The 26962-nt window shown below is 40.4% G+C and carries 22 protein-coding genes; 2 read left to right on the top strand and 20 right to left on the bottom strand.

What is annotated here, in order from left to right; all coding sequences use genetic code 11:
* Nucleotides 1-10: 10 nt before the first annotated feature.
* The 4 genes from B5Y67_RS16675 to B5Y67_RS16690 form a co-directional block, all read right to left on the bottom strand.
* Complete coding sequence (locus B5Y67_RS16675) at nucleotides 11-1924, bottom strand: methyl-accepting chemotaxis protein (protein WP_088227561.1); 1914 nt, start codon at nucleotides 1922-1924, stop codon at nucleotides 11-13.
* Nucleotides 1925-2250: 326 nt separating this feature from the next.
* Nucleotides 2251-2571: a DNA-directed RNA polymerase subunit alpha C-terminal domain-containing protein gene (locus B5Y67_RS16680; protein WP_088227562.1), complete on the bottom strand. Its 321-nt coding sequence runs from the start codon at nucleotides 2569-2571 to the stop codon at nucleotides 2251-2253.
* Between the two features lie 125 nt (nucleotides 2572-2696).
* On the bottom strand, nucleotides 2697-4400 hold the full coding sequence (locus B5Y67_RS16685; RefSeq protein ID WP_242976016.1) for a SulP family inorganic anion transporter: 1704 nt from the start codon (nucleotides 4398-4400) through the stop codon (nucleotides 2697-2699).
* A 470-nt stretch (nucleotides 4401-4870) separates the two neighbouring features.
* Nucleotides 4871-7534, bottom strand: a complete 2664-nt coding sequence (locus B5Y67_RS16690) for a PAS domain S-box protein (RefSeq protein ID WP_088227564.1) — start codon at nucleotides 7532-7534, stop codon at nucleotides 4871-4873.
* Nucleotides 7535-8282: 748 nt separating this feature from the next.
* Here B5Y67_RS16690 and B5Y67_RS16695 point away from each other — a divergent pair.
* Nucleotides 8283-8489, top strand: coding sequence for a sporulation protein Spo0E (locus B5Y67_RS16695; RefSeq protein WP_088227565.1), 207 nt, complete (start codon nucleotides 8283-8285; stop codon nucleotides 8487-8489).
* An 80-nt stretch (nucleotides 8490-8569) separates the two neighbouring features.
* Nucleotides 8570-10621 (top strand): (Fe-S)-binding protein, encoded by a 2052-nt coding sequence (locus B5Y67_RS16700; protein WP_088227566.1) that lies wholly within the window; start codon nucleotides 8570-8572, stop codon nucleotides 10619-10621.
* 362 nt (nucleotides 10622-10983) lie between these two features.
* Here B5Y67_RS16700 and B5Y67_RS16705 read toward each other — a convergent pair whose 3' ends face one another.
* From B5Y67_RS16705 to B5Y67_RS16780, 16 genes are all read right to left on the bottom strand, one after another.
* Entirely contained in the window at nucleotides 10984-11403 is a 420-nt protein-coding gene (locus B5Y67_RS16705) for a universal stress protein (protein WP_088227567.1), read from the bottom strand.
* Between the two features lie 99 nt (nucleotides 11404-11502).
* Nucleotides 11503-11940, bottom strand: coding sequence for a hypothetical protein (locus B5Y67_RS16710; RefSeq protein ID WP_088227568.1), 438 nt, complete (start codon nucleotides 11938-11940; stop codon nucleotides 11503-11505).
* A gap of 579 nt (nucleotides 11941-12519) precedes the next feature.
* Nucleotides 12520-13446 carry a ribokinase gene (rbsK, locus tag B5Y67_RS16715; protein ID WP_088227569.1) on the bottom strand — a complete coding sequence of 309 codons (927 nt, stop codon included), beginning with the start codon at nucleotides 13444-13446 and terminating at the stop codon, nucleotides 12520-12522.
* Between the two features lie 99 nt (nucleotides 13447-13545).
* The gene (locus B5Y67_RS16720) at nucleotides 13546-14502 is read right to left on the bottom strand and encodes a substrate-binding domain-containing protein (protein ID WP_088227570.1); all 957 of its coding nucleotides are present in this window, start codon (nucleotides 14500-14502) and stop codon (nucleotides 13546-13548) included.
* 61 nt (nucleotides 14503-14563) lie between these two features.
* Entirely contained in the window at nucleotides 14564-15505 is a 942-nt protein-coding gene (rbsC, locus tag B5Y67_RS16725) for a ribose ABC transporter permease (protein WP_088227571.1), read from the bottom strand.
* The gene (locus B5Y67_RS16730) at nucleotides 15505-16992 is read right to left on the bottom strand and encodes a sugar ABC transporter ATP-binding protein (RefSeq protein WP_088227572.1); all 1488 of its coding nucleotides are present in this window, start codon (nucleotides 16990-16992) and stop codon (nucleotides 15505-15507) included. Before B5Y67_RS16730 ends, rbsC begins: the two co-directional genes overlap by 1 nt.
* Before the next feature lie 11 nt (nucleotides 16993-17003).
* Nucleotides 17004-17396 (bottom strand): D-ribose pyranase, encoded by a 393-nt coding sequence (rbsD, locus tag B5Y67_RS16735; RefSeq protein ID WP_088227573.1) that lies wholly within the window; start codon nucleotides 17394-17396, stop codon nucleotides 17004-17006.
* A gap of 175 nt (nucleotides 17397-17571) precedes the next feature.
* Nucleotides 17572-18570 (bottom strand): LacI family DNA-binding transcriptional regulator, encoded by a 999-nt coding sequence (locus B5Y67_RS16740; protein ID WP_088227574.1) that lies wholly within the window; start codon nucleotides 18568-18570, stop codon nucleotides 17572-17574.
* A gap of 374 nt (nucleotides 18571-18944) precedes the next feature.
* Nucleotides 18945-20690, bottom strand: a complete 1746-nt coding sequence (locus B5Y67_RS16745; protein WP_088227575.1) for a sigma-54-dependent Fis family transcriptional regulator — start codon at nucleotides 20688-20690, stop codon at nucleotides 18945-18947.
* Nucleotides 20691-20829: 139 nt separating this feature from the next.
* Nucleotides 20830-21015: a hypothetical protein gene (locus tag B5Y67_RS16750; protein WP_088227576.1), complete on the bottom strand. Its 186-nt coding sequence runs from the start codon at nucleotides 21013-21015 to the stop codon at nucleotides 20830-20832.
* On the bottom strand, nucleotides 21005-22237 hold the full coding sequence (locus B5Y67_RS16755) for an acetate kinase (RefSeq protein WP_088227577.1): 1233 nt from the start codon (nucleotides 22235-22237) through the stop codon (nucleotides 21005-21007). Before B5Y67_RS16755 ends, B5Y67_RS16750 begins: the two co-directional genes overlap by 11 nt.
* 498 nt (nucleotides 22238-22735) lie before the next feature.
* Nucleotides 22736-23974, bottom strand: coding sequence for an SLC13 family permease (locus B5Y67_RS16760; protein WP_088227578.1), 1239 nt, complete (start codon nucleotides 23972-23974; stop codon nucleotides 22736-22738).
* Nucleotides 23975-24162: 188 nt separating this feature from the next.
* Nucleotides 24163-24588 (bottom strand): 2-oxoacid:acceptor oxidoreductase family protein, encoded by a 426-nt coding sequence (locus B5Y67_RS16765; protein ID WP_088227579.1) that lies wholly within the window; start codon nucleotides 24586-24588, stop codon nucleotides 24163-24165.
* Nucleotides 24589-24592: 4 nt separating this feature from the next.
* Complete coding sequence (locus B5Y67_RS16770; RefSeq protein WP_242976017.1) at nucleotides 24593-25456, bottom strand: thiamine pyrophosphate-dependent enzyme; 864 nt, start codon at nucleotides 25454-25456, stop codon at nucleotides 24593-24595.
* Nucleotides 25457-25469: 13 nt separating this feature from the next.
* A complete protein-coding gene (locus B5Y67_RS16775) occupies nucleotides 25470-26618 on the bottom strand; it encodes a transketolase C-terminal domain-containing protein (protein WP_088227580.1) in 1149 nt (382 codons plus the stop codon).
* A complete protein-coding gene (locus tag B5Y67_RS16780; protein WP_242976018.1) occupies nucleotides 26618-26911 on the bottom strand; it encodes a 2-oxoacid:ferredoxin oxidoreductase subunit alpha in 294 nt (97 codons plus the stop codon). The genes B5Y67_RS16775 and B5Y67_RS16780 overlap by 1 nt, the downstream gene beginning before the upstream one ends.
* Between the last annotated feature and the right edge of the window lie 51 nt (nucleotides 26912-26962).

Raw genomic sequence — 26962 nt, forward strand, 5'->3', positions numbered from 1 at the left:
ATATTGCAAATTAATGATTCGAAATATCTTCAACAAATGCTAAAATATCCTGACTCTTCGCAGTTAAGTTTTCGATTGAGCCTGAAATCTGCTCGACTTGATTACTTATTTCAATCATTTCTTGGTCTAATGTCACAGATATATTGGCTATACTTCCGATCAAATCCAACATCAGCTTCTCATCATTGATCGTTGACTTCACGACTTCGTTAGACCTTTCAGCTAATTTTCTTACTTCCTGAGCCACCACCGCAAAGCCTCTGCCTTGATCTCCTGCACGTGCGGCTTCAATTGCTGCATTAAGAGCCAAGAGATTGGTCTGACTTGCTATATCCTCAATTAAATTTGATGAATTAACAAAATGGCTTAATTTATCATTAATTTCTTCAACATCTTGTCGTAAAGTAGAAGCTATTTCAGTATTACTAGATACCCTAGACATGATGTTTTGTATGGTGTTCACGCTATGCTCATTTTCAGCTGCTATTTCATTTAAAGAAGCCTTAATATTAACAACATCATCTTCAAGTTTTTTACTGTATTCCAGTCTTTCAGCGTTTAAATCCTGAAGTTGAGTTAATATCTCGGCGTTTTTACGGTTCAAATTAATTAATTCGCCTTTAGAATAGTTAACACAATTACTCGGAACACTTAATCCATTGTAGATAGCCTTCGCCATTTCTTGACACGTCGAATAACCACAAGCAACACAATTTATGGTACGAGATTCTTCATCTTCTTTATGCATGGTCATAAAAAGTTGATCATACTCAGGCCCGGTTGGTTCTAATAAGTCTCTGGCCTGTTTGGTAGTATCATAAACACGTACGAAATCTTCCAATTTTAGAGTTCTATCAAAATAATTATTTAGCCACTCGATACGCTTCATTGATTTTTTGAATCCCTGTTTTTCTTCTTCCTTCATTTTCATAGTTTTCATAGTATTAAAACTAAAATCTACATCGTCAAGTTCGTTGTCCTTGATGATTGCAGCTGTGCCAATATTACAGCCATGCTGACAATTTAGAATATCGACGAGAAGTGGTATGGGCTTATTTCCCTTAACACGATCACTATATATCTCCAAATAACCATAGGCAGTATCTGGTCCTTCTACTTGTCTTACCCAAGCATTTGGAACAAGAGCTTCAACGTTTTCTCTTAACCCCCCAGGTCTGCTATAAAGGCACCCCAAAGAACATGCTATATCAGAAAAATCGACCTCATTGTAATTTTTGAGGTTAATCTTGTTATTTTCCAGATAGTCTTTTAGTTTTTTAAACGTTACGTTGTAGCCTATTATATTTTGTGTGGAGCCAAATTCTCCCTTTTTTGCTATACAAGGAGATAACATAGCTAATTCCGAGTAATCCTTTAAATACTTTTTCACATAAATTGCTGAGCAAAGCATCGGACTATGAATCGGAGATAGTTGAGGCAATAATTCCGGCTTTAACTTCTCAATGTAGTTAACTATTACAGGACAAGGTTGAGCAATAACAGTATGTAAGTTCCTCTGTTCTATAGTTCTTAGATATGCCCATGTTGTAATATCAGCTCCAAAGGAGACATCATAGATTATATTGACACCATTTTCAATCAAAAAACCGAATAGTCCTTTAAAGTCAGGAAAATTAGCTCTGATCGACGGTGCAGCTAATACAGTAATCTTCTTACCATGTTTTAGATCATTAAAAAAGCGTTCAGTATCATCAACATAAGAACGTGCACCGTGATCACATTTCGAGATACACTTACCACATTCAATACATCGTTCATAGTTTATCTTTGCTTTAACCTTATCATTCTTAACGTAGACTATATTAGCATCGACGGGACATTCCCGAACACATTTATTACATCCTTGACAAATACTTTCGTCCGTTACAATATTACCTTTAAAATCTGAAGAATCTTGCTGCATAGTTTCCCCTTTCATAACAAAATCAATTAGGTGGGTTTTTTTCATCTTACTAAGAACAGAAATTCATTTCCCATAAGCAAATAGGCAGAATTTTGAAGAGTACGTCCATACATTACCCAGATCGGAAAACTGCGAAAAACTACATTTTAATTATAGTCCTAAATAGAGTCCCAAAATAGTCACTATAGTCACTTAATCCAATGCCAAAAGCATTAATACGCTTGGCATTGGATCTTACGCATAAAAAAAACACAGGCAACTAACTCGGCCTATGCTTAGATTCACTTTAAAGGTCAATTTGTTATTACTTTGTTATTACTTTCTTATTACTCCCTTAATTTATTTTGTACCGCATTTTCTTCTTCAAATAACATCATTTTATGATGTAAATCTTCGAGGCAGGCGGGGCCAAACCCTTTGAGATTTAATAAATAATCATCTGAAGTTTTTCGAACATCATCGATAGTATCTATTCCGGCATTTTTGAGAATATTATAGGCCCTGGAAGTGAGATTTAAAATAGATAGTTCCGGAGATTTGAGTAATTTTGCACAAAGGAGTTCACATTTTTCGGCGTCTTCCTTCCGATCATACCTGGTCTGACAAAGTGAACAAGCGAATACGCTAGTCAATATTTCCATGACCATAGTTACCCTCTCCTAACCCCATTCCATGCTTGATTTTTTACAATTTCGGTCATATCTACTTCGGGGAAGGTGAGAACATCAAGGTGACATTCTCACCTTAAATATGCTTCTCAAATCGTCCAAATTTAATAGTTTAGTGCGGCCCTTGCCCTTACTAAGGCATTTGAGGTGGAAGCAAAGACTTCATTTTCAGACATAAAGATATTTTCCGGGCCAATGTCGGTATCGAAGTTTGACTTTTTAAGCAATGCTGCAAGATCCGGTTTAACACCACTAACAATCAAGGTTCCGTTATTTTCCCGCACATTCCTTACAAAGACCTTCAAAGCTGTCAGTGATGTTAAGTCAACGGTGGTCACATGATTCATTCTTAGAATAAACACTTTGGATTTATCAACCAAATTTTCCAGTTTATCTCCCAAATCCGTTGCTCCCCCGAAATAAAGATTTCCTTCAAGTTGAATTACCAATACGTCAACCTTTTCGTCAACAGTTTTCACTTCTTCGAGAATCACCTGAGATCCATCACTCTGCGCTGGAATCAAAAGCTTAAGCGGTGCTTTGTTGGTATCCTTCAGATACAAGGCAATGGATAGAGCAATCCCTGTATAAATTGCATAATCCAGGTTTGGCAGCACAATAACTAAGATACAAGTTACCCACATGGCAATGGAATCGGAAGAGAATAAACCTGCTTTCACGACTTTCTTTATTTCTTCTTTGTCAATCAAACCATACCCTGTATAAATCAGGACCCCCGCCAAACCTGCACTTGGAATATATTTCGCATAGGGCGCAAACAACATGAGAACTATGGCTACAAACACACCGGAAAGAATTCCCGCTAATCTGCTGGCTCCACCGTTAATATAGTTGATAGCGGAACGGGAAAATGAACCCGAAGCAGGAAGGCACTGGAAGAATGCCCCTATGATATTCGATAAACCCTGCCCGATGAATTCTTGATTGGAATCAATTTTTTGTCGTGTTTTCGTGGCAATTGATTTAGAAATAGATATTGCTTCAACTAAACCAATGATGGAGATGGCAAACGCTCCGCTCAGCATATCTTTGACTGAGGAAAGGCTAAAATGAACCATGGTAAAAGGAGGAAAGCCGGAAGGAATATTACCCGTAAGTTTAACACCCTTCTTTTCTAAATCAAACATAATGATAAAAAAGATTGGTACAATAATCCCGATTAAAGCACCAGGTAGATTTTTGCTGATCTTTTTGCAAATCAGTACAATTATAATAGTCATCAGGCCGATACCCAAAACATAAGGGTTAGTGTGATTTAGATGAGTGATAATATAATATACTTTTTCCAGAGTTGACATTGCTGAAGAGTTTTTAATCGATATCCCCAGAAATGTATTTAATTGTCCCAGAGCAATAATCGTTCCTGCACCGGCTGTAAACCCTACTAAGACGGTGTGTGAAACAAAATCAATCACTTTGCCGAGCCGAACTACTCCATAAAGGACCTGTAAAACACCAACCATAAAGGTCATTAGGAAAAGCATTTGATAAGCATTAGGAAGATGCATAAAGCGAATCATAGCGCTTGCGGTGAGTAAACAAATCGCATTCGTCGGTCCAGTAATCAGTTGGTTAGAACAGCCAAAGGCGGAACCGATAATCGCCGCAATTATCCCGGTATAGAGGCCATAAATCGGATTGACGCCCGCAATTAAAGCATAAGCCATATACTGAGGAAGACCAACAACTACAACGGTTAAGGCACCAACGACGTCATGCTTGAGATCCCCTTTTTTATATCCTTTAACCGTTTCAATAATCGGAACCCATTTAGTCAGTGAAGGCATACTACTCCCACCTTTCAAACATCTCAAAATAAGCATTACCCATTAAAGTGAAAATTTTCACTATTAGTCCAAAGTTTCTGTCTTGAACCAATACTTTTCGCCTCAAAATCATTTTTTAGTTCTAGAATTCCTGTTGCAGTGCCTACCCTAAATCCGGGCGGTTATACCGAAGTCACATTTTTTAGCAGTCTTTAGACTGTTTTATCTAGTATCAACTATTAGCTATAGAAGTCCAAATTTGAAGAAACCCCATCAGGGAAGCTAAGGAAACTCTTTCTAAGTCATGTTGCTCCCCTTTCCCTCTGAATTTTGTTAATGATGTTAGAGTTTGAATTTGTCCTAACCCTTAACAATTAAATCATCCTTCCTTTTTGAATTTTCATTATTTATCACAAATACAGATTAGCACCGTGGACTGTATATGTCTATAGAAAATCAGTATGTTCACGATCACATATGATTATGAACAATTAAACAATCAGCTTATTACCCTCATGAGCCCCTTCCGAAATTGGAAACAAGATATAAAATTTAGTCCCATTGGCATTTGATTCGATTTCTATTTGAGCTTTATGGGATTCAGCTATTTTATAACATGTTGCAAGCCCTAAACCTGTTCCATTATCTTTTGTTGTATAAAAAGGAGTCCCTAAATTATGAAGTGATTCAGGAGGAATTCCACATCCTTCGTCTTCTACTGCTAAAACTACTTTATCTTGTTTTAAAAATGTTCTTATAGTTAGAAGTTTGCCTTCATCCATTGCTTCAAGTCCATTCCGAACTAAATTTAAAACAAGTTGAGAGATTTCTTTTCTATCTAGCTCAAGATCTGGGATTTTTCCCGGTAGATATAATAGCTTTTTATTCTGAGTAAAGGTATCTGCTTCTAAAAGGGGATATAAAAGGCTAAGAATGTCATTAAGATTCTGAAACTTCAATTCGGTTTGCTTTGTTCTAGCAAGGGACAAAAACTCAGTGATAATAGAATTGGCGCGATCAAGTTCTGAAATCATTAACTCAAAAATTGGCTTATGTTGCTCACACTGGGATTTTTCTCCTAACAATTGAAGATAACCGCGGACAGATGTCATAGGATTTCTTAGTTCATGACCTATTCCGGCAGCCATTTGGCCGACAAGGTTTAGGCGATCCAGCCTTGCTAATTCCTTTTCCTCGTTTTTCCGGTGTGTAATGTCTCGAAAAAAGCATGTTAATCCAGTTTCTGCCGGGTAAGCACTAATCTCTAACCATTTGACACTTAAACCATCAGAGAAAATTTCAAAGTTTAAGGATTTCTTTTCACGAATCACTCGTTTGAAACTTTGAGTCGCAATCTCATTCCCCTTATATACTTCTGTGATTGATTGACCTAGTAGTTCATTACGAGTTTGAGCAAAGGCAAGTTCCGCAGCAGAATTTACATAGGTAAATTGTAGGTTTTCATTAACCGCAAAAAAACAATCTGTCATGCTTTCCAGAATCGAAGCCATTTCCTGTTCCGATTTCATTAATTTTTGGCGCATTAACTTTCTCTCTGTAATATCCACGTAATAGACGGCTAACCCCGACTGAAAAGGGAAAGTATGCACTTGAAACCAAGTATCCTTTTCACAAAGGCTTAAATTCTCGAAGATGATGGGAATATCATTCTTCTTTGCTTGATAACAATTTTTTTCCAAATCGCTTCCCCGCTTTTGCGGAAGGACTTCCCAATATATTTGATCAATAAGTTCTTCACGTCTTTTCCCTAATAATTCTTCTGCCCTTCTATTAACGTACTTAAAACGCCAGTCATTGTCTAATACATAAAATACGTCCGGCATATTAGCAATAACATCGGCTATAAGTTGGTTACTCTTCGAAAGTTCCTCCTCTAATTTTAAACGAAGCTTAAGTTCTGTTACTTTTTCAATCTGCATTTGTCTGATTTCAGTCACATCGTTGTAGGCAATCAAAATACAGTCTTGATTCTCTATCTGTATGTTTTGAGCTGAGAGAATAACATGGATGGTATGCCCAGTGCTGCTCTCCAATCGTCTTTCAAAATTTTTAACTATTCCTTGAGAATCCAGAACCTCCAAAAATTTCCGAAAACCACTTTCTGATACACCTAAATCAAACGGTGTTTTTCCAATCACGTCCTTGCGTAGTAAGCCTCTGGTTTCAAGAAAACGACGATTGACGTCAATATATTGATCGTCGGATTTCCTAATAATAGCCATCATATTGGGTCCTAATTCAAAAGCCTTCGCAAATCGATCCTTCACTCTTAGGATTGTTTTCTGTTCTTCTTTTCTGTCTGTTGTGTCATTAACAATTGCTACATAAGCCCTTTGACCATTGGGCATATGAAACAACAACAAATCACCCACAACATATCTTCCGTCATCCGTCAGTAATTCCTGATGATGACTTCGTGGGGATAGGGTTTGATTTTGATAAAATTGAAATAAAGAAGCGCAAAATTGTGAAAGTCTAGGCTCCTTTTTTAGATTTTCACTTTGCAATATTGGTCCCTGACCGTCGAAAGCCATTAGATTTATTGGACTATCTTTTAAAATAGCGTTGAGTATAGATACTTTACTGAAACTTTTGTTGGCCCAATAGTAAAAGTTAAAAATCAAACAAGTTGCTACTGGAGTAAAAAGCAAATATGGAGCGAGAACTTCTCTAATATCTGTCACAGGAGGAACAAAAGCAATAATTAACAAAACAATAGCTGACATACCTAGGCCGGCGATAAACCAAAATAGAAGCTTCTTCCCATTTTGCCGCTGTCTTAAATGACTGCCTAAAACCGTGCCAATCAATCCAAACAATAAAATATCAGTGATTCCACAAATTAACCCACTTCCGCCCAAATGGTATCTGTATAAGGCACTTATCAAGGCAGCTATTACCGCTGTAACCGGGCCGCCAATAAAACCTGCCATTGTCATGGTTATATGACGAAAGTCAAAGAGACGACCGTTCCCCACCCATACATTAGTTTTCATGACAAAAATTGTAACCAAACCAAAAACAATGCCCATGACATAATAGCTATACTTTTTATATACGGTCAGATCCACTAAAATTACGATACCACAGAAAAATAAGACCTCAATAATATTCTGGATGAAAACAAAGTACATTAATTGTCCACGTCCTTTTCTACGCTATTAACCAGGTGATAACTTTTATAGTCAACTGGATAAGTAGTGAAACTATGGCAATAATTCCAAAGCCTCTCTTTCTAATAGAGATTAATTAACACTTTAACTATAAAAGTTTAAATAAAAATAATTATTCTTTAAAATCCACTAAATTCCTTCATTTAGCCGAGATTATTTATCATTAGTTTATTAGATCAATAATTTCCATCAATATCTATTACTTTAATTCTACATAATTTTCTATTTTAATTCTTATTTATTTATTTTCCTATAGATAAAGTCGATTTTTGAAAGAACATTGCTAATTAGCGCTAATGATCAATAAATATCTTAAACAATAAGGTATCTATTAATAATTCAAAGAAGCTACCTTAATTTAAGGAAGATTATTAAAATTGACTATTCGTTATATTTTAATTATTCTAAATGCTTTTATATTATTACTGAGTATTTACTTTATTAATTTCTATTTCCCATTTAGTCTAAAAATAGTTCATAAATCTTTATAAACTTATGAATTCTTAAAACGCTTAAAATACTTTGATTACTTCGCTGAAAAAATCTTACAATTAATGTTATGGAAACTATAAATTATCAGGTTCATGAAAGATAATCCATAGCCATAAATAGAGAATATGATTAACATATCGATATCCTATCGACAAGGTAAATAAACGGTGCTAGGCTTAAATCATCAACTCCAATCTAAAAAGGAGGCATGAATATTATGTCAGAGATCGAAGTTCTGGTAGATCAAGTTGAAGAATTACAGGTAACCCTTAATAAAATCAAAGAAGGAAAATCTTTAACAGATTTCGGAATTGTCATTGAAAGTCAAATCCTTAGCATTGTGCTTAACAACTATAGAGAAACGTTAATGAGAATTATGCCGGATAAGTCGCATATAGGAAACCATTTGCGTTTTCCTCGTTAGGATTTAAGTCGCTAATATTAGTGAATTTTTTCACTATTTTTAGACCACAGATCCAACTATCTATTTAAGGAGGGGTTTATATGCGTTTAGATTGGCTGATTGTTTTTGTATTAATAGCTGGCTTATCAATTGTGGTTTTTAGCTATTCCCTTAAGAAAAAGATTTGTATTTTAGCGTTAGGGTCCCCAGAAGATCGATTTGACAAACCTGGTAAACGCTTTATGAATTTTGTCTCCATGGTACTTGGTCAAAGTAAATTAATCAAGGAACCTTATGGGATCGTTCACTTTATTATCTTTTGGGGATTTGTCTTTATTTGCTTAGGCGAATTACCCTTAATTTTTGAAGGATTATTCCCGGCATATTCTTTCCCCATTCTCGGAACCAATCCCTATTTTTATCTAATTAAAGATATCCTCAATATACTCGTGGTTATTGGCTTAATGATTGGTATTATTAGAAGATGGGTTATTAAACCAGCTCATTTATACCGAACAAAAGAAGCTGCTGTCATCGTATTATTAATTCTTGGCGTCATTATAACTGAATGGATTTCAAGCGGAGCAAAAGTTGCCTTGACGAATAAGAGTGCCTACGAACTGGCTATTATGTACCATTTCGTAGCTTCTCTTTTTAAGGGATTAAGTTCTTCAACTGTAATAAGTATTCAGGCCTCCTTCTGGTGGATTCACATCATGATCGTTTTCGGGTTTCTTGTTTATATTCCAAACTCCAAACACATGCATCTTCTGGCGGTCCATCCCAACGTTTACTTTTCATCCTTGAAGCCCCTTGGTGCTCAAATTGAGAAGATTGATCTTGAAGATGAAGAACTGACAGAGTTGGGCGTTGCCAGAATAGAAAGCTTTACTTGGAAACAACTATTAGATTGTTTTGCCTGCGGTGAATGCGGTCGCTGTATGGCCAACTGCCCTGCCAATATTTCCGGTAAACCTCTCAATCCTAAACAATTAATCAGTCGCCAATTAAAAGAACATCTTCTGGAAAAAGGTGCAATTATGAGAGCTAACGGATTAACCTCCACCGGCGACGAAAATGCCGAAGCTTTAGCTGAGATCGCCGCAAAGGACCCGCAGGCTGCTGAGATTCTACAAAAGTCACTGATCGGTGACATTGTTACCGAAGAGGAAATCTGGGCCTGTACTACTTGCATGTCCTGCCAAGTCCAATGCCCTGTTGCCAATGAACATGTTAATAAGATCATTAATTTGCGTCAATCCTTAGTTATGATGGATAGTAATTTCCCGCAGGAATTACAAACCGCTTTCCGTAATGTCGAAAATAATGGTAATCCTTGGGGCGTCGGCTATACTGAACGTGCTAATTGGGCCTCTGACTTAGATATCCCTCTCATCAGCGAAAAGGAAAATGTTGACTATCTCTTCTGGGTTGGATGTGCTGGTTCTTTCGACAGCCGTGCTCAAAAAGTTACTGTTGCTATTGCTAAGATTCTGAAAGCTGCCGGAGTTAATTTTGCGATCTTGGGAACAGAAGAAAAATGCTGCGGCGACTTTGTCCGTCGATCCGGTAATGAATACCTGTTCCAAACCGCTGCTGCTGAAAATGTAGAAATCCTAAATAACTATAACGTGAAGAAAATCATCACAGCTTGCCCCCACTGCCTAAATACGTTAAAGAATGAGTATCCGGAGTTTGGCGGTAATTATGAGGTCATTCACCATACTCAATTCCTCAACCAATTAATTAAGGATGGAAAATTAGTACTGAACAAAAACGGCGCAGTCGAACCACAAAAGATCGTTTACCATGATTCCTGCTATTTAGGCCGCTACCAACAAGAGTTTGATGCTCCTCGTTCTCTCTTCCGCATGGTTCCGGGAGTAGAGATCGTCGAGATGGATCGCAACCATAATAAGAGCTTCTGCTGCGGAGCCGGCGGTGGACGTATGTGGCTGGAAGAAGAAAATCACCAACGGGTTAATAACTTAAGGGTCGAACAAGCTCTTGAGAAGAATGCGGAAGTTATCGGTGCCAATTGCCCCTTCTGTATTACGATGTTGGAAGACGGCATCAAGGATAAAGTCGATACCGAAAAGCAAACTGTACGAGTTGTTGACCCGGCAGAGCTTATTGCAAAGTATTTTTGTTAAAATTCTAAGAACAAGAAAACTATTGTTGTGAAATTTTTAAAATAAGTGAACTCGTTCAGCTAAACTGAACATCGGGGCTTCGGTGACGAAAGTGTCCTGGGGACACTTTCGCCGTAAGCGCCTAGCCCATAACAAATGCTATCGCGCTGAAGGATGGACTCTCCCCCCACCAAAGCAAAAGCTCTTAGTGTAATAACTAAGGGCTTAATGTTTTAAAAGAGCTCCCCACGCAGCATTTGGGGAGATATATAATAAGAAGGGTTCTGATAACTTTATGCACTAAATTTGTAGTTTATAACTGCCATCAAATAGCCCCTATCGTTGCGATAGGAGCCAAAAATTCATAAACCATTTAATAATTTTTATTTAACAATTAAAACTGAACATTTTGCGCCATAGAGAACACGTTGACTCACACTACCCAACAGACAGTCTGTTATGGCTCCATATCCGCATTTCCCCATGACTACCATGTCAATTCTCTCATCTTCAATTTCCTTTAGTATCACTCTATCAGGTTTACCACTCAATATTTTTCGTATGACGGTAATCCCGCCGGTATTGATGCCTGCCATTGCTGTGTCTAAGGCAAACTTTCCTTCTTGTTCAATCTGGTCGGGTGAAATAATGAACATATCCAGACATGAATTATAAACAATTGGCTGGTGCATCACGAATAAAAGTTCAACTTGAGCGTTAAATTTTTGTGCAAAATCCAAAGCTGTTATCAATGCCCTTCTTGCAGATTCTGAGGCATCAGTGGGTACTAATATCTTATTCATAAAATCCCCCCCCATTTCCCATTAAAAGTCTACAGTAAGGATTTTACAACTTCTGCTGAACTTCAAGTAAAATCTGGCGGCGATTTGATGTTTAGTAAATTAAGCTGTTTGATGACGGTTTATCTTGGGATACCTAAATCCTGCCTCTTTGGCCATAGTGACGAAAAACTCTTTGTCACAAGCGACCTTGATCTTAAAATAGGATAATTCCTTAAAATGGGTATCAGTACACTCTTTAATTTCAACTTGCCATTGGATTCCTTGACCTTGGGCGAAGGTTAGTATTTTCGACAGATAGTCCAAACTTACATTGACCAATCCCAGCGGAGTTACATTATCATCATCAAGGGTAGCAATTTTGTTGATTACTTGTATCTCCATCTCCCGAGGGATTTCCGCTCCAGTAGCAATGAGTTGTTTAATTAAATCATCATATATTAATTGACATGATTCAAGCTCTTCTCCTCTTAATTCCCTTACACCACTATCTTGACCTTTTAGCGTAAATCTCTGAATTAACTCGTCACACTTTCTCATATAATAACCTCCTTTTAGCTTGATAAAGTACTAACATTCACAATTTCCCCTATCTTTAACCACCATATCCTTTTTAAGATACAATATCCTTAGAGATTGATTACCTATTAGTGTTATCCTCAACTAAATCGTAACATTCTCCAGACCCTTATGTCTATAGGATATCCCTATCTTATCGATTAATAATTTATATCTATATTTTATTAACCTCTTATCAGCCTCAGCTGAAAACGACAGTTTAGTTGCACTGATGCTAGAAGAAAGTATTGGCGGCATGAAGATCTTATCACATAACCTTTATTAATGTTTTCGGTTCAAAAAGGAGAGAATGAAAGTTAACTCGTTCAGCTAAAGCTGAACATCGGGGCTTCGGTGACGAAAGCGCCAAGCCCATAACAAATACTATCGCGCTGAAGGATGAACTCTACCCCCACCGAAGCAGAGAACGGGGGGCACTCCCACTTGAAGTGGGAGTCTCACGATTCGATGTATTTTCGTAAAAAAAAGGACTGTGTAAAAACACACAGCCCCTATAATTGGAGGAATTAAGGCATTACTAGTTTACATTTCCCGATAATTTTAGCGACCATCTTCAGCTAAAAAAATATCAATATCCACCCGTTCCGGGATCGAAGTTTGGGCACCTTTTCTAGTAACAGCCAAAGCAGAAGCCGCTGAGGCAAAACGCAAAGCTGCCTGAAGAGGCTTGCCCTCAACAATAGCCGCAGCGTAGGCCCCTACGAAAGTATCCCCTGCTGCAGTTGTATCCTGAACATTAACTTTAAACGCCGGCAGATACATGGTACTTCCTTCACTGCTCATATAAAATAATCCTTTGGCACCTAAGGTTACAATGATTTCCCGGCACCCTTTTTCCACTAGAATCTTGCCGGCAGAGTGTACTTCCTCAATACTTTCTGTTTTAACTCCAGTTAGTACCGCCGCCTCTGTTTCGTTAAGGATTAACAAATTAACCATGTGATAGATCTTCTCTGGCGGCACTAATGCTGGTGCAGGGTTGTATATTATATACTTTCCTTTCGCTGCGAAGGATTCTAAAACATAAGCCAGGGTAGGGTAGGGTATCTCATTCTGAAGAATGATGAGGTCAGGCTCGCCCAAAAACTTTTCTGCTTTGTCGATATCCTTCGCATCCAAGACACCGTTGGCTCCCGGAGAAATAATAATACTATTTTCCCCTACTCCATCGACGGTAATGAAAGCCAGTCCCGTTGAAATGTCCTGCTTAACAAGCACTCCATCTGTTCCGACACCCGAGGATCGCAGGTTTTCTAATAGAATTTCTCCATAAGCGTCCACGCCTACTGCCCCGATCATTTCGGCTTTGGCTCCCGCGCGAGCTGCTGCTACTGCCTGATTTGCGCCCTTCCCGCCCGGAATATAGCTTGTTTCGATGGCTTTAATTGTCTGGCCCGGTAAAGGCGCTTTTTCAACGCGATTGACAATATCCATGTTAAGGCTGCCGATCACTGCTATGGTACGCATAATCCTGCTTCACCTCCCTTAAGATATAACCCATAAACAGTTCAAAAGGAGTCGTCATTCCTTTTGAACTGTTTATTGAAATATAAGCGGCTGATTGTCTTAAAAACCTTTAAATGCTGTTCCTTTTTCAACAAGTTTCAGAGGTGAGCTGACAGTAGCCGAAACGGAATTGCCCTTCACCAGTTTCATGGCGTTCTGAACTCCTAATACTCCTTCTTCAGTTGGCTGTTGAGCAATGTCAGCATAGAAAAGTCCTTGCTGAACGTCACTGACCGCTTCTTGTTCACCATCAATACCGACAATCGCAATCCCTGTTTTATTGCTTTGTTGGATTGCTTTCAAGGCGCCCAGAGCCATCTCATCATTTTGGGCGAAGACCCCTTTGACATCTGGATTAGCCTGAAGAATATTTTGCATAACGTTTAAAGCTTTACTGCGGTCAAAATTGGCTGATTGTTTAGCAACAACTTGAATACCCTTTGCAGTCGCAATTTCTTGGTCAAACCCTTGCTCTCTGTCCCGTTCAGCTGAAGTACCAATGATCCCTTGGAGCTCCACGACTTTGCCCTGACCATTCAGAGCCTTTATGATCTCGTCAGCAGCCATTTTTCCCGCCTGAACGCTGTCAGAGGCAATAAAGCAGGATACTTTACCGGAATTTACACTCCGATCCAAGGTTATAACAGGAATGTTTGCTTTATTGGCAGCTGCAACCGCACTGGCCAAGCCTTGACTATCGGTTGGATTAAGAATAATAGCACTTACTTTTTGCTGAATTAAGTCTTGAACTTGGTTCAATTGAGTAGCAGCGTCGTTATTGCCATTATCGATAATAACTTTCACGTTTTCTTTGTCAGCTTCCTGTTTAACTCCATTTTCCATAGCGACAAAAAACGGATTATTGGTCGTGGAGACAGCGAAACCAATAGTATAATCGCCGGATTTTGCTTGAGCAGCTGTCTTTTCACCTGAGCTGTTGTTTGAAGCAGTACCGCATCCAGAAACAAGACCCACCGTCAGAACACCTAGCCCCAAAATAGTTTTCCATTTTTTCATTGCCATTCTCCTCTTTACTTTTTTTATTTTTATTTATTGAAGAAGGAGGCCTCAGGGCCTCTTACCTCGCTGAGGATTTCTTGCGATCAAGCATAATTGCCGCCAGAATAATTAATCCTTTCACGGCATCTTGATAGAAAGAATTGACATTGAGCAGATTCAAACCATTATCAATAATTCCCAGAATCAAAGCCCCGATTAGAGTCCCTACTAACGTGCCTTCTCCCCCGGCCAAACTAGTCCCGCCAAGTACGACAGCCGTAATGGCATCCAGCTCATATCCCACGCCTGCAGTTGGTTCCGCCGAGCCTAAACGGGAAGCTAAAATTATTCCTGCTAAAGAAGCTAGAATGCCACTGACAACATAAACACTCAAAAGATAACGTTTTACCGGTACTCCAGCCAAGAAGGAAACTCGCTCATTTCCTCCAATTGCATAGATGCGTCTCCCGGCAATTGTTCGATGGAGTACAACCCAAGCGGTGATAAAGACAAGAGCCATTACCCAAACCGGAATAGGAATTTCCAGAAATGTTCCAGTGCCGAATTTCGCAAACTCTTGAGGCAAATTGAAAATAGGCATGCCATTGGTATAGATTTCTGTCATTCCGCGAAACAGCGTCATCGTCCCTAAGGTCACGATAAACGGCGCCAAGCCTGCATAAGCAACAAAAAACCCGTTAAGTGCTCCAGCCAAACCACCAAAAGCCAAGGCCGCAATTACGGCTAACCAAGGGCTAACGTGTCCGACCATTAGCTGTGATGCAAGCGCGGCACTTAAAGCCAGGGTAGATCCCACCGATAAATCAATTCCGGCTGTAAGAATGACAAAGGTCATTCCCACTGCGATCAAAGCATTCACTGAAATTTGCAGGGCAACGTTGCGCAGATTTCCAAAGGTAAAAAACTTTGCCGTTGCAAAAGAGAGAATGAAAATTAAAATAAAGAGGCCAATCGTCGGTCCTAAATGATAACGTTTAATTGTTTTGATAATCCGTTCCACTATACCTCACCTCCCGTAGCCAAACGCATAAATGCTTCTTGTTCCATTTCTCCGCTCAGTAATTCACCCATAATAACTCCTTCGTGCATTACATAGACCCTATCGCTCATACCCAACAATTCAGGCAAGTCGGAAGAGATCAGTAAAACAGCCTTTCCTTCTGACTTCAATTGGTTCATCAGCTGATAGATTTCCTGTTTAGCTCCGACGTCCACGCCTCGTGTCGGCTCATCCATAATCAGCAGTTTGGGGTTGCATGCCAACCATTTGCCGATGACGACCTTTTGTTGATTGCCACCGCTTAAATTTTGTACAGCCTGCTCAATAGTTGGAGTCTTAACTCTCAATTGTTTAACCCAATGCTCTGCATTCTCCCGTTCCTCTTGCCTTGCAATTAAACCCCAACGGCTGCGTCCATCGAGGGTTGGGAGAGCCAAATTTTCACGAATGGTAAAGGGAAGATGAAGTCCTTCATTTTTACGGTCCTCGGTTACAAGGGCTATCCCAGAACGAATTGCATCAATAGGTGTTCTTAAGGAGAGTTTCCGGCCTTCAAGGATAATTTGGCCGGACTTCAAGGCATCGATCCCACTTAAAGCACGAGCCACCTCCGTACGTCCTGAGCCCATCAGGCCGCCAAGGCCCACGATTTCCCCTGCTTTAACTTCTAAACTAACTTCATGGACAAATTGCGTACTCAATTGCTCTGCCCGCAGTACAATCTCAGTTGGTGTCGTTTCAACATGGGGATAGCGTTCCTCAATATCCCGGCCAACCATTAAAGCAACCAATTCCCGCTCCGTTGTCTCCTCGGTCTTGACCGTGGCAATAAACTGACCATCCCGCAATACTGTCACCCGATCTGCCACAGTAAACAATTCCTCCAAGCGATGAGAAATATAAATAATTCCAACGCCTTTATCCTTGAGAGAGCGGACAATTTCAAAGAGTCGTTCTGTCTCAGCTCTGCTCAAAGCGGAGGTAGGTTCATCCATAATGAGAAAACGAACGTCTTTTTGCAAGGCCTTGCCGATTTCCACTAACTGCTGTTCGCCAACGCTTAGGCCGCCCAGCAATTCTTTGGGATCACGGTTAAGATTCAACGTCGCCATTGTTTCCGCAACTTTCTTATAGAGGAGAGGGTAATTAACGAAACCCAAAGTTCGAAATTCGTCCTCATGTCCAATCAGAAAATTTTCGGCCACCGACAAGTTAGGAAATAGATTAAGCTCTTGATATATCATCTCGATTCCCAGGTTCTGGGCATCGTGAATTGCCTTAATTGGTACCGTCTCTCCGTCGATTGCAATTTGTCCTGCATCAGCTACATAGACCCCAGTTAAGATTTTCATTAGTGTGGACTTACCTGCGCCATTTTCACCAAGCAAGGCCACTACTTCTCCCCCGCTTACCTGCAGGTCTACACCTTGAAGAACCTTGACACCTGAGAAGCCTTTGCAGATTCCCTTCATTTCCAAGAGTGCCATAAATTCACCACCTAAAACACAACACTAGACGTTAAGATGACATTAGCATAAGATGTCCACTCACCAGTGCGAACAATTACTGCAGCCGATGCCAAACGCTCTTTAAAAACTTCGTGACTTACAAGTTCCAGTGGAGCATCTGTCGCTCCATTAATTTTAGTGAATAAATCTGGATGAGCCCCTTGCAGTTCTTCAGCGATTGTGATTTGTTCGATACTCAATTCGCTTAACACAGCTCTGAACACATCCTCAAAAGCAGGAACACCCTCACAAACGGCTAAATCGACAAATGGGACCTGGGGCGGGATCGGTAATCCATAGTCTGCAATAACTAAGGTCTGACCATGACCTAATGTAGCAATGAATCGTGACAATTCCCCATGAAGCACGCCTTGTTTTTTCATTCCCATGACCCCCTGTATTTTATTCTGTATTATCGCTTGATCGAATACAGTGCTTTAACAATAATCACTTGTACCTTTTTATGCCTTTAGAATATGGTACCGTTACCACATCGAATAGTAAATACTATAATTAATGACATGTTGTGAAAGGATATCAAGTTTCTTCTATAGCAACTCAAATTTCCTTTGTTGTCGAAGCCCGCGGCACTAGCTTAACCTCTAATTCATAAATGCGGTTATCGACCACGGCCCCTTCTATTTTCTTAATTAATAAATCAGCAGCCAAGGCTCCCATTTCGTAAATAGGCTGAGCTATTGTCGTTAATTCCGGCTCAACAGCCTCTGCCAGATGAATTCCATCAAACCCGCAAATAGCTATCTGATTCGGAACTTTTATGCCCAGACGCAGGAGAGTTTTTAGCGCCCCCACCGCCATCAAATCATTGCCCACAAAAATCCCGTCGACATCGGGATGACGTTCCATCAACACGTGGGCGGCATTCATACCCCCGTCCAGCTTGAAATTCCCAGGCACCATTAACGTCGGGCTATACCATTTGAAATTCTTAACAGATTCCTCATATCCGCTTAAACGGTCTTTAGCGGTATTTATTTCCTGAGGCCCATAAATATGGGCAATTTTCTTGCAGCCCACGTCAAGCAAATGTTGAACAGCGAGTTTGGCGCCCTCAAAATTATTGGAACGGACGACAGTACACCCTTCTTGGGAAGGGGCTCGGTCTAAAACAACAAAAGGTATATCGATCTTCTGCAAATACTCGACATCATCACGGTTAAGGTTATGGGAAGCGAAAATAATCCCACTGATATACTTTTGTTTGAGAATATTAATGTAAGCCTTCTCTTTATTTGCTTGACCGTCAGAGTTGCCGAAGATTACTGTATATCCTGATGTCCGCGCCACATCTTCCACAGCTCTGCTTAACTCAGGAAAAAAGGGATTCACAATATCCGGCAGAATTAGGGCAATCGTTCTGGTCTTCTTATTCGTTAATCCTCTGGCAACATCACTCGGCTCATATTTCAACATTTGAATAGCTTTATTGACTTCTCTCTCCGTCTCGCTGTTAACATAACCGCTCTTATTTAAAACTCTGGAGACCGTTGAAATCGAGACCCCAGCTAATCTTGCAACATCCCTTATAGTAGCCATAATATAACCTTTCAACTCCGCTTATTCTTGCAAATCATGTGGTACCGCTACCACAATGTCCTCAATCATCCCCTGTTTAAGTACAGAATAGTCTTATTTTTTACAGCAAAGGATTCTTTATCATTTTCATTTTTCTGCCATGGCCCTTCAAAATAGCCCTATTCCGGGCATACTTTGCTTCGCCTATTATTAAAAATAGACAAATTAAGTTTCCAGATGTCCGTTTATTTTCTGCAGCGCAAAGAATCTGGAAATCAAAAGGCCAAGTCGTTTAAAAACTTGTCAGTCTAAAATATGAAACCGTTTTCATATAGTCCGTAATCAATATACTGAGTTTTTGCTGAATTGTCAATCAAATAATTTTACCAATACTATCAAATTGAGTCATAGTGGCTAAGGCTATATTGGGCTATCTTGCGATACAAAACAGAACGATGAATACCCAAAATTCTTGCAGCCTGCATCTTGTTGCCCTTAGCAGTATGCAGTGCATTAAGAATGATGTTCTTTTCCGCCTCAATTAAACCTTGTCTTAAGGTATAGGGGCCATCCCCATAGCTTCGAAGCCCTGTCTCCAACCTTAATTGGGCAGGAAGATGTTCCAAATCAATATAGTCATCCGGGCAAAAATTGATAATTCGTTCTAAAATATTGCCTAACTCTCGAACATTTCCCGGCCAATTATAAGACTTTAGAACTTTAAGGGCCTGCCGTGTAATACCCTTAACATGGGTCCCTAAGTCTTTGTTTAATTTAACAATTAGATGGTTAGCTAAAGGCTCAATATCATCAGATCGCTCTCTTAACGGCGGCAATTCCAAGGAAATAACATTAATGCGATAAAACAAATCAAGTCTAAACTTACCTTCCTTAACTAATTGCTGCAGGTTTCGGTTAGTGGCAGCAATGATTCGGACATCGACTCGGATAGGCTGCGTTCCGCCGATACGCTCAATCTCCCTGTCTTGTATGACTCTTAATAACTTCGCCTGCATACTGAGAGTCATATCGCCGACTTCATCAAGGAAAATTGTGCCTTTATTAGCCAATTCAAATTTACCAGGCTTTCCACCCTTTCGAGCCCCTGTGAAGGCGCCCTCACTATAACCGAAGAGCTCACTCTCAAGCAGCTGTTCAGGAACTGCAGCACAGTTAATTTTTATAAAAGGGCCCTCGCAACGCGGCCCGGAATTATGAATTGCATTGGCGAATATTTCCTTTCCGGTACCACTTTCTCCTGTTAGCAATACTGTTGACGAAGAATGTGCCGCCCGAGCCGCTAAATCTTTGGCTCCTGTCAACGAAGCGCTTACACCAATAATATCGTCGAAGGAATACTCTGAACTATGGATTTTTCTTAACTCTTCCTTGTAATATTCTAAGTCATTTTCAACTTTAATTAGTTTTTTGGCGAAAACCCTCGCTATGACCATATCTTTAAATAGTGTCTTGCCAATAGCACCAATAATTTTTCCATTATTCTTTATGGGAACACGCATCATAATAAATTCCCGATCCTGGACTTTCCAGAGCTCCGCAAACTGCGGATTACCCGTCCTTACGGTTTCAGGCAGCTGGGAACCCGGAGTTATTTCTAAAATATGTTTGCCTATTACGTCTTTTAAGTTTCGTCCCACAACATTGAGATAGAACTGATTCATCATAACAATACGGCAATGTTCATCAACGACAACGAGTCCTTCATGAGGATTTTCAACGACAGCTTCAAGTGTCGCTTTAAGTTTTTGCGTATTATTCAGTTCCTCACAGACATTCTCCAGATCAGTAATGTCCTGAAACACTGACACTGCCCCGATAATCTTTTGCCGCCAGACTATCGGTGTTCGGTTACTGATTAATATCTTATCTCCGTGGACCTCTTTATCCGAAAGAAGGGCTGCACCGCTTTTGGCTACAGCGAACAAAGCAGAATCAGGCACTAAAGTATAAATGTGTTTACCCAGGAATTTTTCGGCTTGGCAGTTGAAAATTCGTTCTGCCGCCGGGTTAAGAAACATAATATTGCCCTCTATGTCAATAACGATTACACCATTATGCACGGATTCAAGGACCTTACGAAAAATTTCCGTCAATTCACCCTGCCACATTGTATCACCCAAGAGATCACCTCCCGACTGCCCATTGAGGCTTTTACCCAATCATTCCACATAGTTACTCGAAATCCTTTTAGAGAGCCTAAAAAGATAAAGTCTCTTAGGAACCTCCGCAAACAGTGGTTCCTAAGAGGAACTATCTCCTTTACCGAAATACCTTCTCCAGATCCCAAGGATCATAGACAAATTCCCATTTAAGGATATCGAGTTTCACGATAACATAATCTCCATCATTATCTTGTCCTAATCGTATTACCCTTCCCAAACGATTGTTGTAAGTTACCACGATATCGCCAACCAATATATTGCAGTATTTTCTGCTAAGAAGCATAAACATTCCTCCCTTTAAGAGGTCTGCTGCAATGGCATACAACTTCGGCTGTTTCTTGGGCAATCATTAATTCTTCATTCGTGGGGATAACGAAAACCCGGCAAGACGCTCCGTCCCTGGATATCTCCCTTTCTTTCCCTCGGACATTGTTTTTAAGGGGATCGATTTCAGCTCCAAGATAATCTAAGTCACGCATAATTTCTTTGCGCATGGAGACTGAATTTTCTCCAAGACCTGCTGTAAAGACAATGGCATCCGCCCCATTTAAAACCGTAGCATAGGCCCCAATATAATGCTTTACAACGTAGGCAAACATATCAAGGGCCAGCTGTGCTCTAGTATTGCCCTTCGAGGCAGCATCTTCGATATCTCGGAAATCACTGCTCACGCCAGAGATTCCTAAAACACCACTTTTCTGATTGAGGAAATCATTTACTTCCTCAGGATTTAAATTTTCTTTCTCCATAATGAAAGTAACGACAGCAGGGTCCAGGTTGCCGGATCTGGTTCCCATTAATAATCCCTCCAAGGGAGTAAATCCCATGGACGTTTCAACAGATTTGCCGCCCTTCACAGCTGCTACGGAAGAGCCATTGCCTAAATGACATGTGATGAGTTTCGTCTCTGCCAGTGGTTTTCCCAACATCTCGGCAGCTTTCATGCTGACGTATTTATGAGAGCTTCCATGGAAACCATATTTACGAATTTTATACTTTTCATACAATTCATAAGGCAAACCATATAAAAAGGCTTTGGGCGGCATAGTCTGATGAAATGCAGTATCAAAAACTGCAACTTGCGGTATCCCAGGCAGCAATTTTCTGCAAGTCGCAATTCCGGTAACGATTTTTGGAGTATGCAGAGGAGCTAACTCGATATATTTGTTAATTGTCTTAATTACTGCCTCATCAATTAAGACTGAGGAGGAAAACTTTTCTCCCCCATGCACTACTCTATGCCCAACCGCGCTGATTTCCTGAAGATTGCTCACGACGCCGAACTCGGAATTCATAAGCATATCCAAGGTCAGCGAGATCGCTTCGGCATGACTGGACATATCCTGGAAAGCAACCTTTTCCAGCTTTCCTTGCCTATGAGTAAGCTGGGAACCGCATAAACCTATCCGTTCAACAAGCCCTTGGGCAAGGACACTTTGGTCTTTCATGTCAAGCAATTGATATTTGAGCGATGAACTTCCACAGTTAATAACCAGTACTTTCATACACTTCAGTCCTCCTTAAAATTGCAGGCCAATTTGGTAATGAGAGAAACGATTTGGATAATTGCGATTGATATAAACAATTAGCAAGAATGTTGCCAATTGTTTATATCTTCTGTCATTTATTTTGAGGCAATAAAAAAAGTGCCTTTTTAAGGCACTCGGGAATAACCGTTAAAAAAATTTCATAAACAAGAACAATAATTAATGACTCAGTTGTGTCCTGATTGAGAAACAGCGAGATTGATCTTTACTCATTTTTCCCTTTAGTAACGGCATATATAACTTATAGTCGCTAAAATAGCGACACTGTCGTTCATCAGCGACTATTTACAGCTCAATCCAATAAATTAAACATGAGGAATTATAGAGACTTAATTGGGCAATCGCTAAAAAGTTAACGAATTGCCCAATATCTTAAGGTTTTTTCTTGCCTAAAGCATTTGAGTATTGGGAAAATTATCGAGCTAAAAAGATATAATCCTTACCTTCCTTTTGATCCTATTTCATACACACAATACCGACAAAAGCCAAAAGCGCAGCAAACAATGTGCCAACGATTGCCCAAATGAAAAAATCTCTAAAGAGTTTCTTTTTGTCCATATCTTCCGTCGCACCGGCATAAGTCAATGCACCCATGGTTGAAATAGGGCTGGGGGTTACCAGGTGTGCGCCAATTACAACGGCTGCAACTAATGCTTGCTGCGTTACAGCTCCATGCATTTTGGCTGATAGTGCCGTAACAGTAGGAATCAACGTCGGCATAACAACTCCTGAAGCTGAGGAGAAAAAGGACATTATCCCAGAAGTTAAGGTCATAATTGCCGTAGCCGATTTAGGACCCATCATCGATGCCAAAACACTTGAGAGAAATTTAACTCCGCCTAATTTATCAGCAACACTAATGAGAATACCCGTTCCGCTTACTAAAATTAATGTCCCCCAAGGAACACCAGCAAGGGACTTCTTTTCATCACCGACCCCTAGGAGAAGGAGCGCTGCTGCAATAAAGAAGGCTGCCAATCCGATGTTGGCATTGATGAAAATAACAGCGAACACTAAAACCAAAATACCGACAATCGTAATCCATTGATTCTTATTAAAGGACGCGGGCTTTTCAAGAGTAATCTTGCCATCTCCTCGTTTATATCCGCCCAGGACAAAATAAACAACCAAAGCAAATAGAAACGTGGTAATCAATTGATTCATCCAAATGTAATTACCCATGTATCCGATATTGAGTTTATCTGATAGATTTACGCCAATAATTCCAGTCGGTGCAATCGGTGATACACCGCCGCCAACAGCTCCTAGAATAAGGAGTTCGCCCATTAAGATCGGCTTAATTTTTGTCTGACTGGCAACGGTCATGGCGATAGGGGCGAGCAGGGCTGCTACGGAAATATTTCCAGGGCCGATTGACGCCAAGATTAACGCTAAAAAGTAAAAAATGAAGGGAATGAGAGGCTTATTGCCACGAGAAAGATAGACAGCCTTTTTAGCTATGAGCTCTAAGGTCCCATTAACTTTGGCAAGACTAAAGAGCAGCGTTACACCTAAAAGAATAAAAAACAAGTTAGTGGGCCAGAAGTTGATTATGGCATTAACTTTTAGGTGTCCCATATACTGCCCAAGTATCAGAGCAAAAGCAATCGAGACAATTCCTGTATTAATGTTTCTCCAAAATCCAATGGCAATGGCAACTATGATGGCAATTAAGGATAGAACAGCTAAACCCACTTAAATTCTCCTCTCTAATATTACTCTGAATTTAACCCACTGTTCGTTAGTGAAAAACGCTTATTTAACCTCCTCTCACAAATGCCATATATGCTCACATTAATGTTCTCAACTAGCACAGTGCAGGTCCAGAACTCATACAGCTGTGCTAATTGAGACGATAACATTGGAAATTACTTTATTTGAATTTAGAGAATACCTTGGTTCGTCAAAGCTAACAGAAGATTTTTCTCGATCTCACTGCCATTGTCTGCGAAGTAAGGATTGAGAGCAACAAAATTGATACTTTCCGCTTTCCCACCCAAGACTTCCTGCTCCATGTTCAAAGCCATAACTGTTCCCCCTGACTTTAAACCCTTAAGAACGTCAACAACATTAACCAAGCTGTTGTCTAAAACAATGACAACATCGGGCTGAGGATTATTGGCAGAGCGTTCACGAATAATCTCATCGGCAACTCTGACAATTGAATACATGGGAGCACCCGGCCGCACAGCTGAGAAGGAATCAAAGACTTGCACTTTTTTTTCGTTATTGAGAGCAAAGTTCCCAATGCTCCGGGCGAGTTTTTGTACAGCTTGGCCATATCGCCCATGAAAGCAAATTTCAATCATGACCTTATTTATCTCCTCTCCCATAGTACTTAGTAATTGATGTTTGGATCTCTTCAACTGCCTTTTTAGAGATATTCTTAAAACGACCTTGGGGCAAGAGATAATCAGCAACCGGTATAAGAGAAGGTTCATGAGTTCGAGTTCTGACACCCTTTTTAACCTCGAAAAGTTCCCAAAGGCCGGATTCCACAGCAAGCCTGGCAAATTCGATGGTCTTTTCTCCGGGGATCTGCCATCCCCTGTAGCAAGGGGCCAAAATATGAATATAAGAAAATCCGGGATTGGCAAGAGCATTTTGGAATTTTTCCATCAGATCAAAAGGGTAGGCAATAGAGGCACTTGCAACATAGTCAAGACCATGGGCTTCCATTATAGCCAGCATGTTTTTCTTTTTTACGGGTTTGCCGATGTGATCATTGGACGTTAAGGCGTAAAGAGGTGTCTGGCTGCTTTGTTGTCCGCCTGTATTCATATACATTTCATTATCATAACAAACATGAATCATGTGTTCATTCCGTTCAGCCGCTCCCGTTAGAGCTTGGAATCCGATGTCCGCACTGCCGGCATCTCCACCCCAAGATACCACATTGACATCGTTCACGCCTTGTATCTCTAAGGCTGCACGGATTCCCGATGATACTGCCGGGGCCATTTCAAAAAGCGTATGATAAAAAGGGATCTTCCAGGCTGTTTTTTGATTATTTCCGCCCAGAGTTGCCATACATGAGGCCGGAATGGTAATGATCGTTCTTTCTCCAAGAACTTTCATAGCTTGACGACCGGCAATTGCTGCTCCACAAGCTTTACATCCCCCATTACCTTGTCCGAATAATTCTTCCTTCGGTAGATCTTCTATTCTTAGTGTCACTTTTCTTCCCTCCTTATAGGCCAAACCATTCAGAAATGACGTCTTGTTTTACAGTCTTTTCCGAAAGCTCGATGACTTGTTTAATCTCGTTCAAACCAAACTTACGACCACCTAAACCGACGATGTAACTATTTACATTTAGGGAAGCTTGTCCATAAAGTGCGCCGCGTACTTCCGTTCCCAGTGCACCGCCCATACCATATACAATATTTTTATCGAAAACGGTAACCTTATTAACCTTTTTAAGGGATGCTCGAAGTGCTTCCACGGGGAAGGGCCTCCAAGCCCGTACTTTAACTAGCCCCACTTTTTTTCCTTGGCTTCTTAATTCATCAACAGCAAGACGAGCTTCACTAACCATGGAACCCATGCAGACCAGAGCATGCTCTGCCCCATCCATTTTGTAAGTTTCAATCAGACCTGACCAATTGCGGCCAAATTCTTGACCATAGGTTTCTGCAACTTCCCCAATGACTTTTACTGCCTCATTCATTGCTTCATTTTGACGGAACTTGTAGTCCATATAGAAATCTGGGCTTGTGACTGTATTAACACCTTGAGGATTTTCTACGTCCAAGGTTTTGAAGCGAACTAAAGGCAAAAAGGCATTAACTTTCTCTTGGTCTGGAATAACGACTTCTTCAAGAGTGTGGGATTGGACATATCCTTCATAATTAACCAACACAGGAAGTTTAACGGTTTCAGCGATTTTAAATGCCTGGATTGTATTATCGAGAACTTCCTGGTTATTTTCACAGAACAGTTGTATCCAGCCATTGGCACCCTGAGAAACGGCGTCACCTTGCTCGGGAAAACGACTATGCGGCGCTGACAAAGCACGATTGGCACAAGCCATAACAACAGGCTGTCTAAGACCTGCCGTGTGATAACAAACTTCTGTCATGTATAACAGACCTTGAGAGTTTGTAACCGTAAAGGCTCTGGCTCCTGCAAGGGAAGCACCGAGAGTCGCTGCCAAGGCACTATGATCTGATTCGACACGAACAAAGTTTGCTTTAAGTTCGCCATCCTGAATAAATTTGCTTACTCGCTCCATAGCCGGGAAAGCCGGAGTAATTGGATAGTATGCGATAACTTCTATCTTTGCCAGTTTAGCTCCGTATGCCGCAGCTTCAGAACCTGTCAGCAATGTTGTACTCATTATTCCTCCCCCTTTACTGGAAAAACGCCTTGAGCTCCAGTATACTCTGGAACCATTTGAATCCCGCCATCTTTGCACTCATTAGCGCAGATTCCACAGCCTTTGCATAAGTTTAAATCAAGACTCACTTTGCCTTCTACGATGGATAAGGCACCGTCCGGGCAATATAAAGTAACTTCCAGACAAGTACAATTCATTAACACAGGGCGTTTTTCGCGCCATGTACTTCCTGCGGGGGTTTCTGCCATACTACCAGGTTTAGCCGTTGGGACAATGGGAAGATTTTTAGCCACAGTACTTTCGCCTCCTTCAAGTGTGTCTAAGAATAATTGCAAATTCTGTGC

Origin of the sequence: Desulfosporosinus sp. FKB (assembly GCF_002196705.1) — a bacterium.
Lineage (GTDB): Bacteria > Bacillota > Desulfitobacteriia > Desulfitobacteriales > Desulfitobacteriaceae > Desulfosporosinus.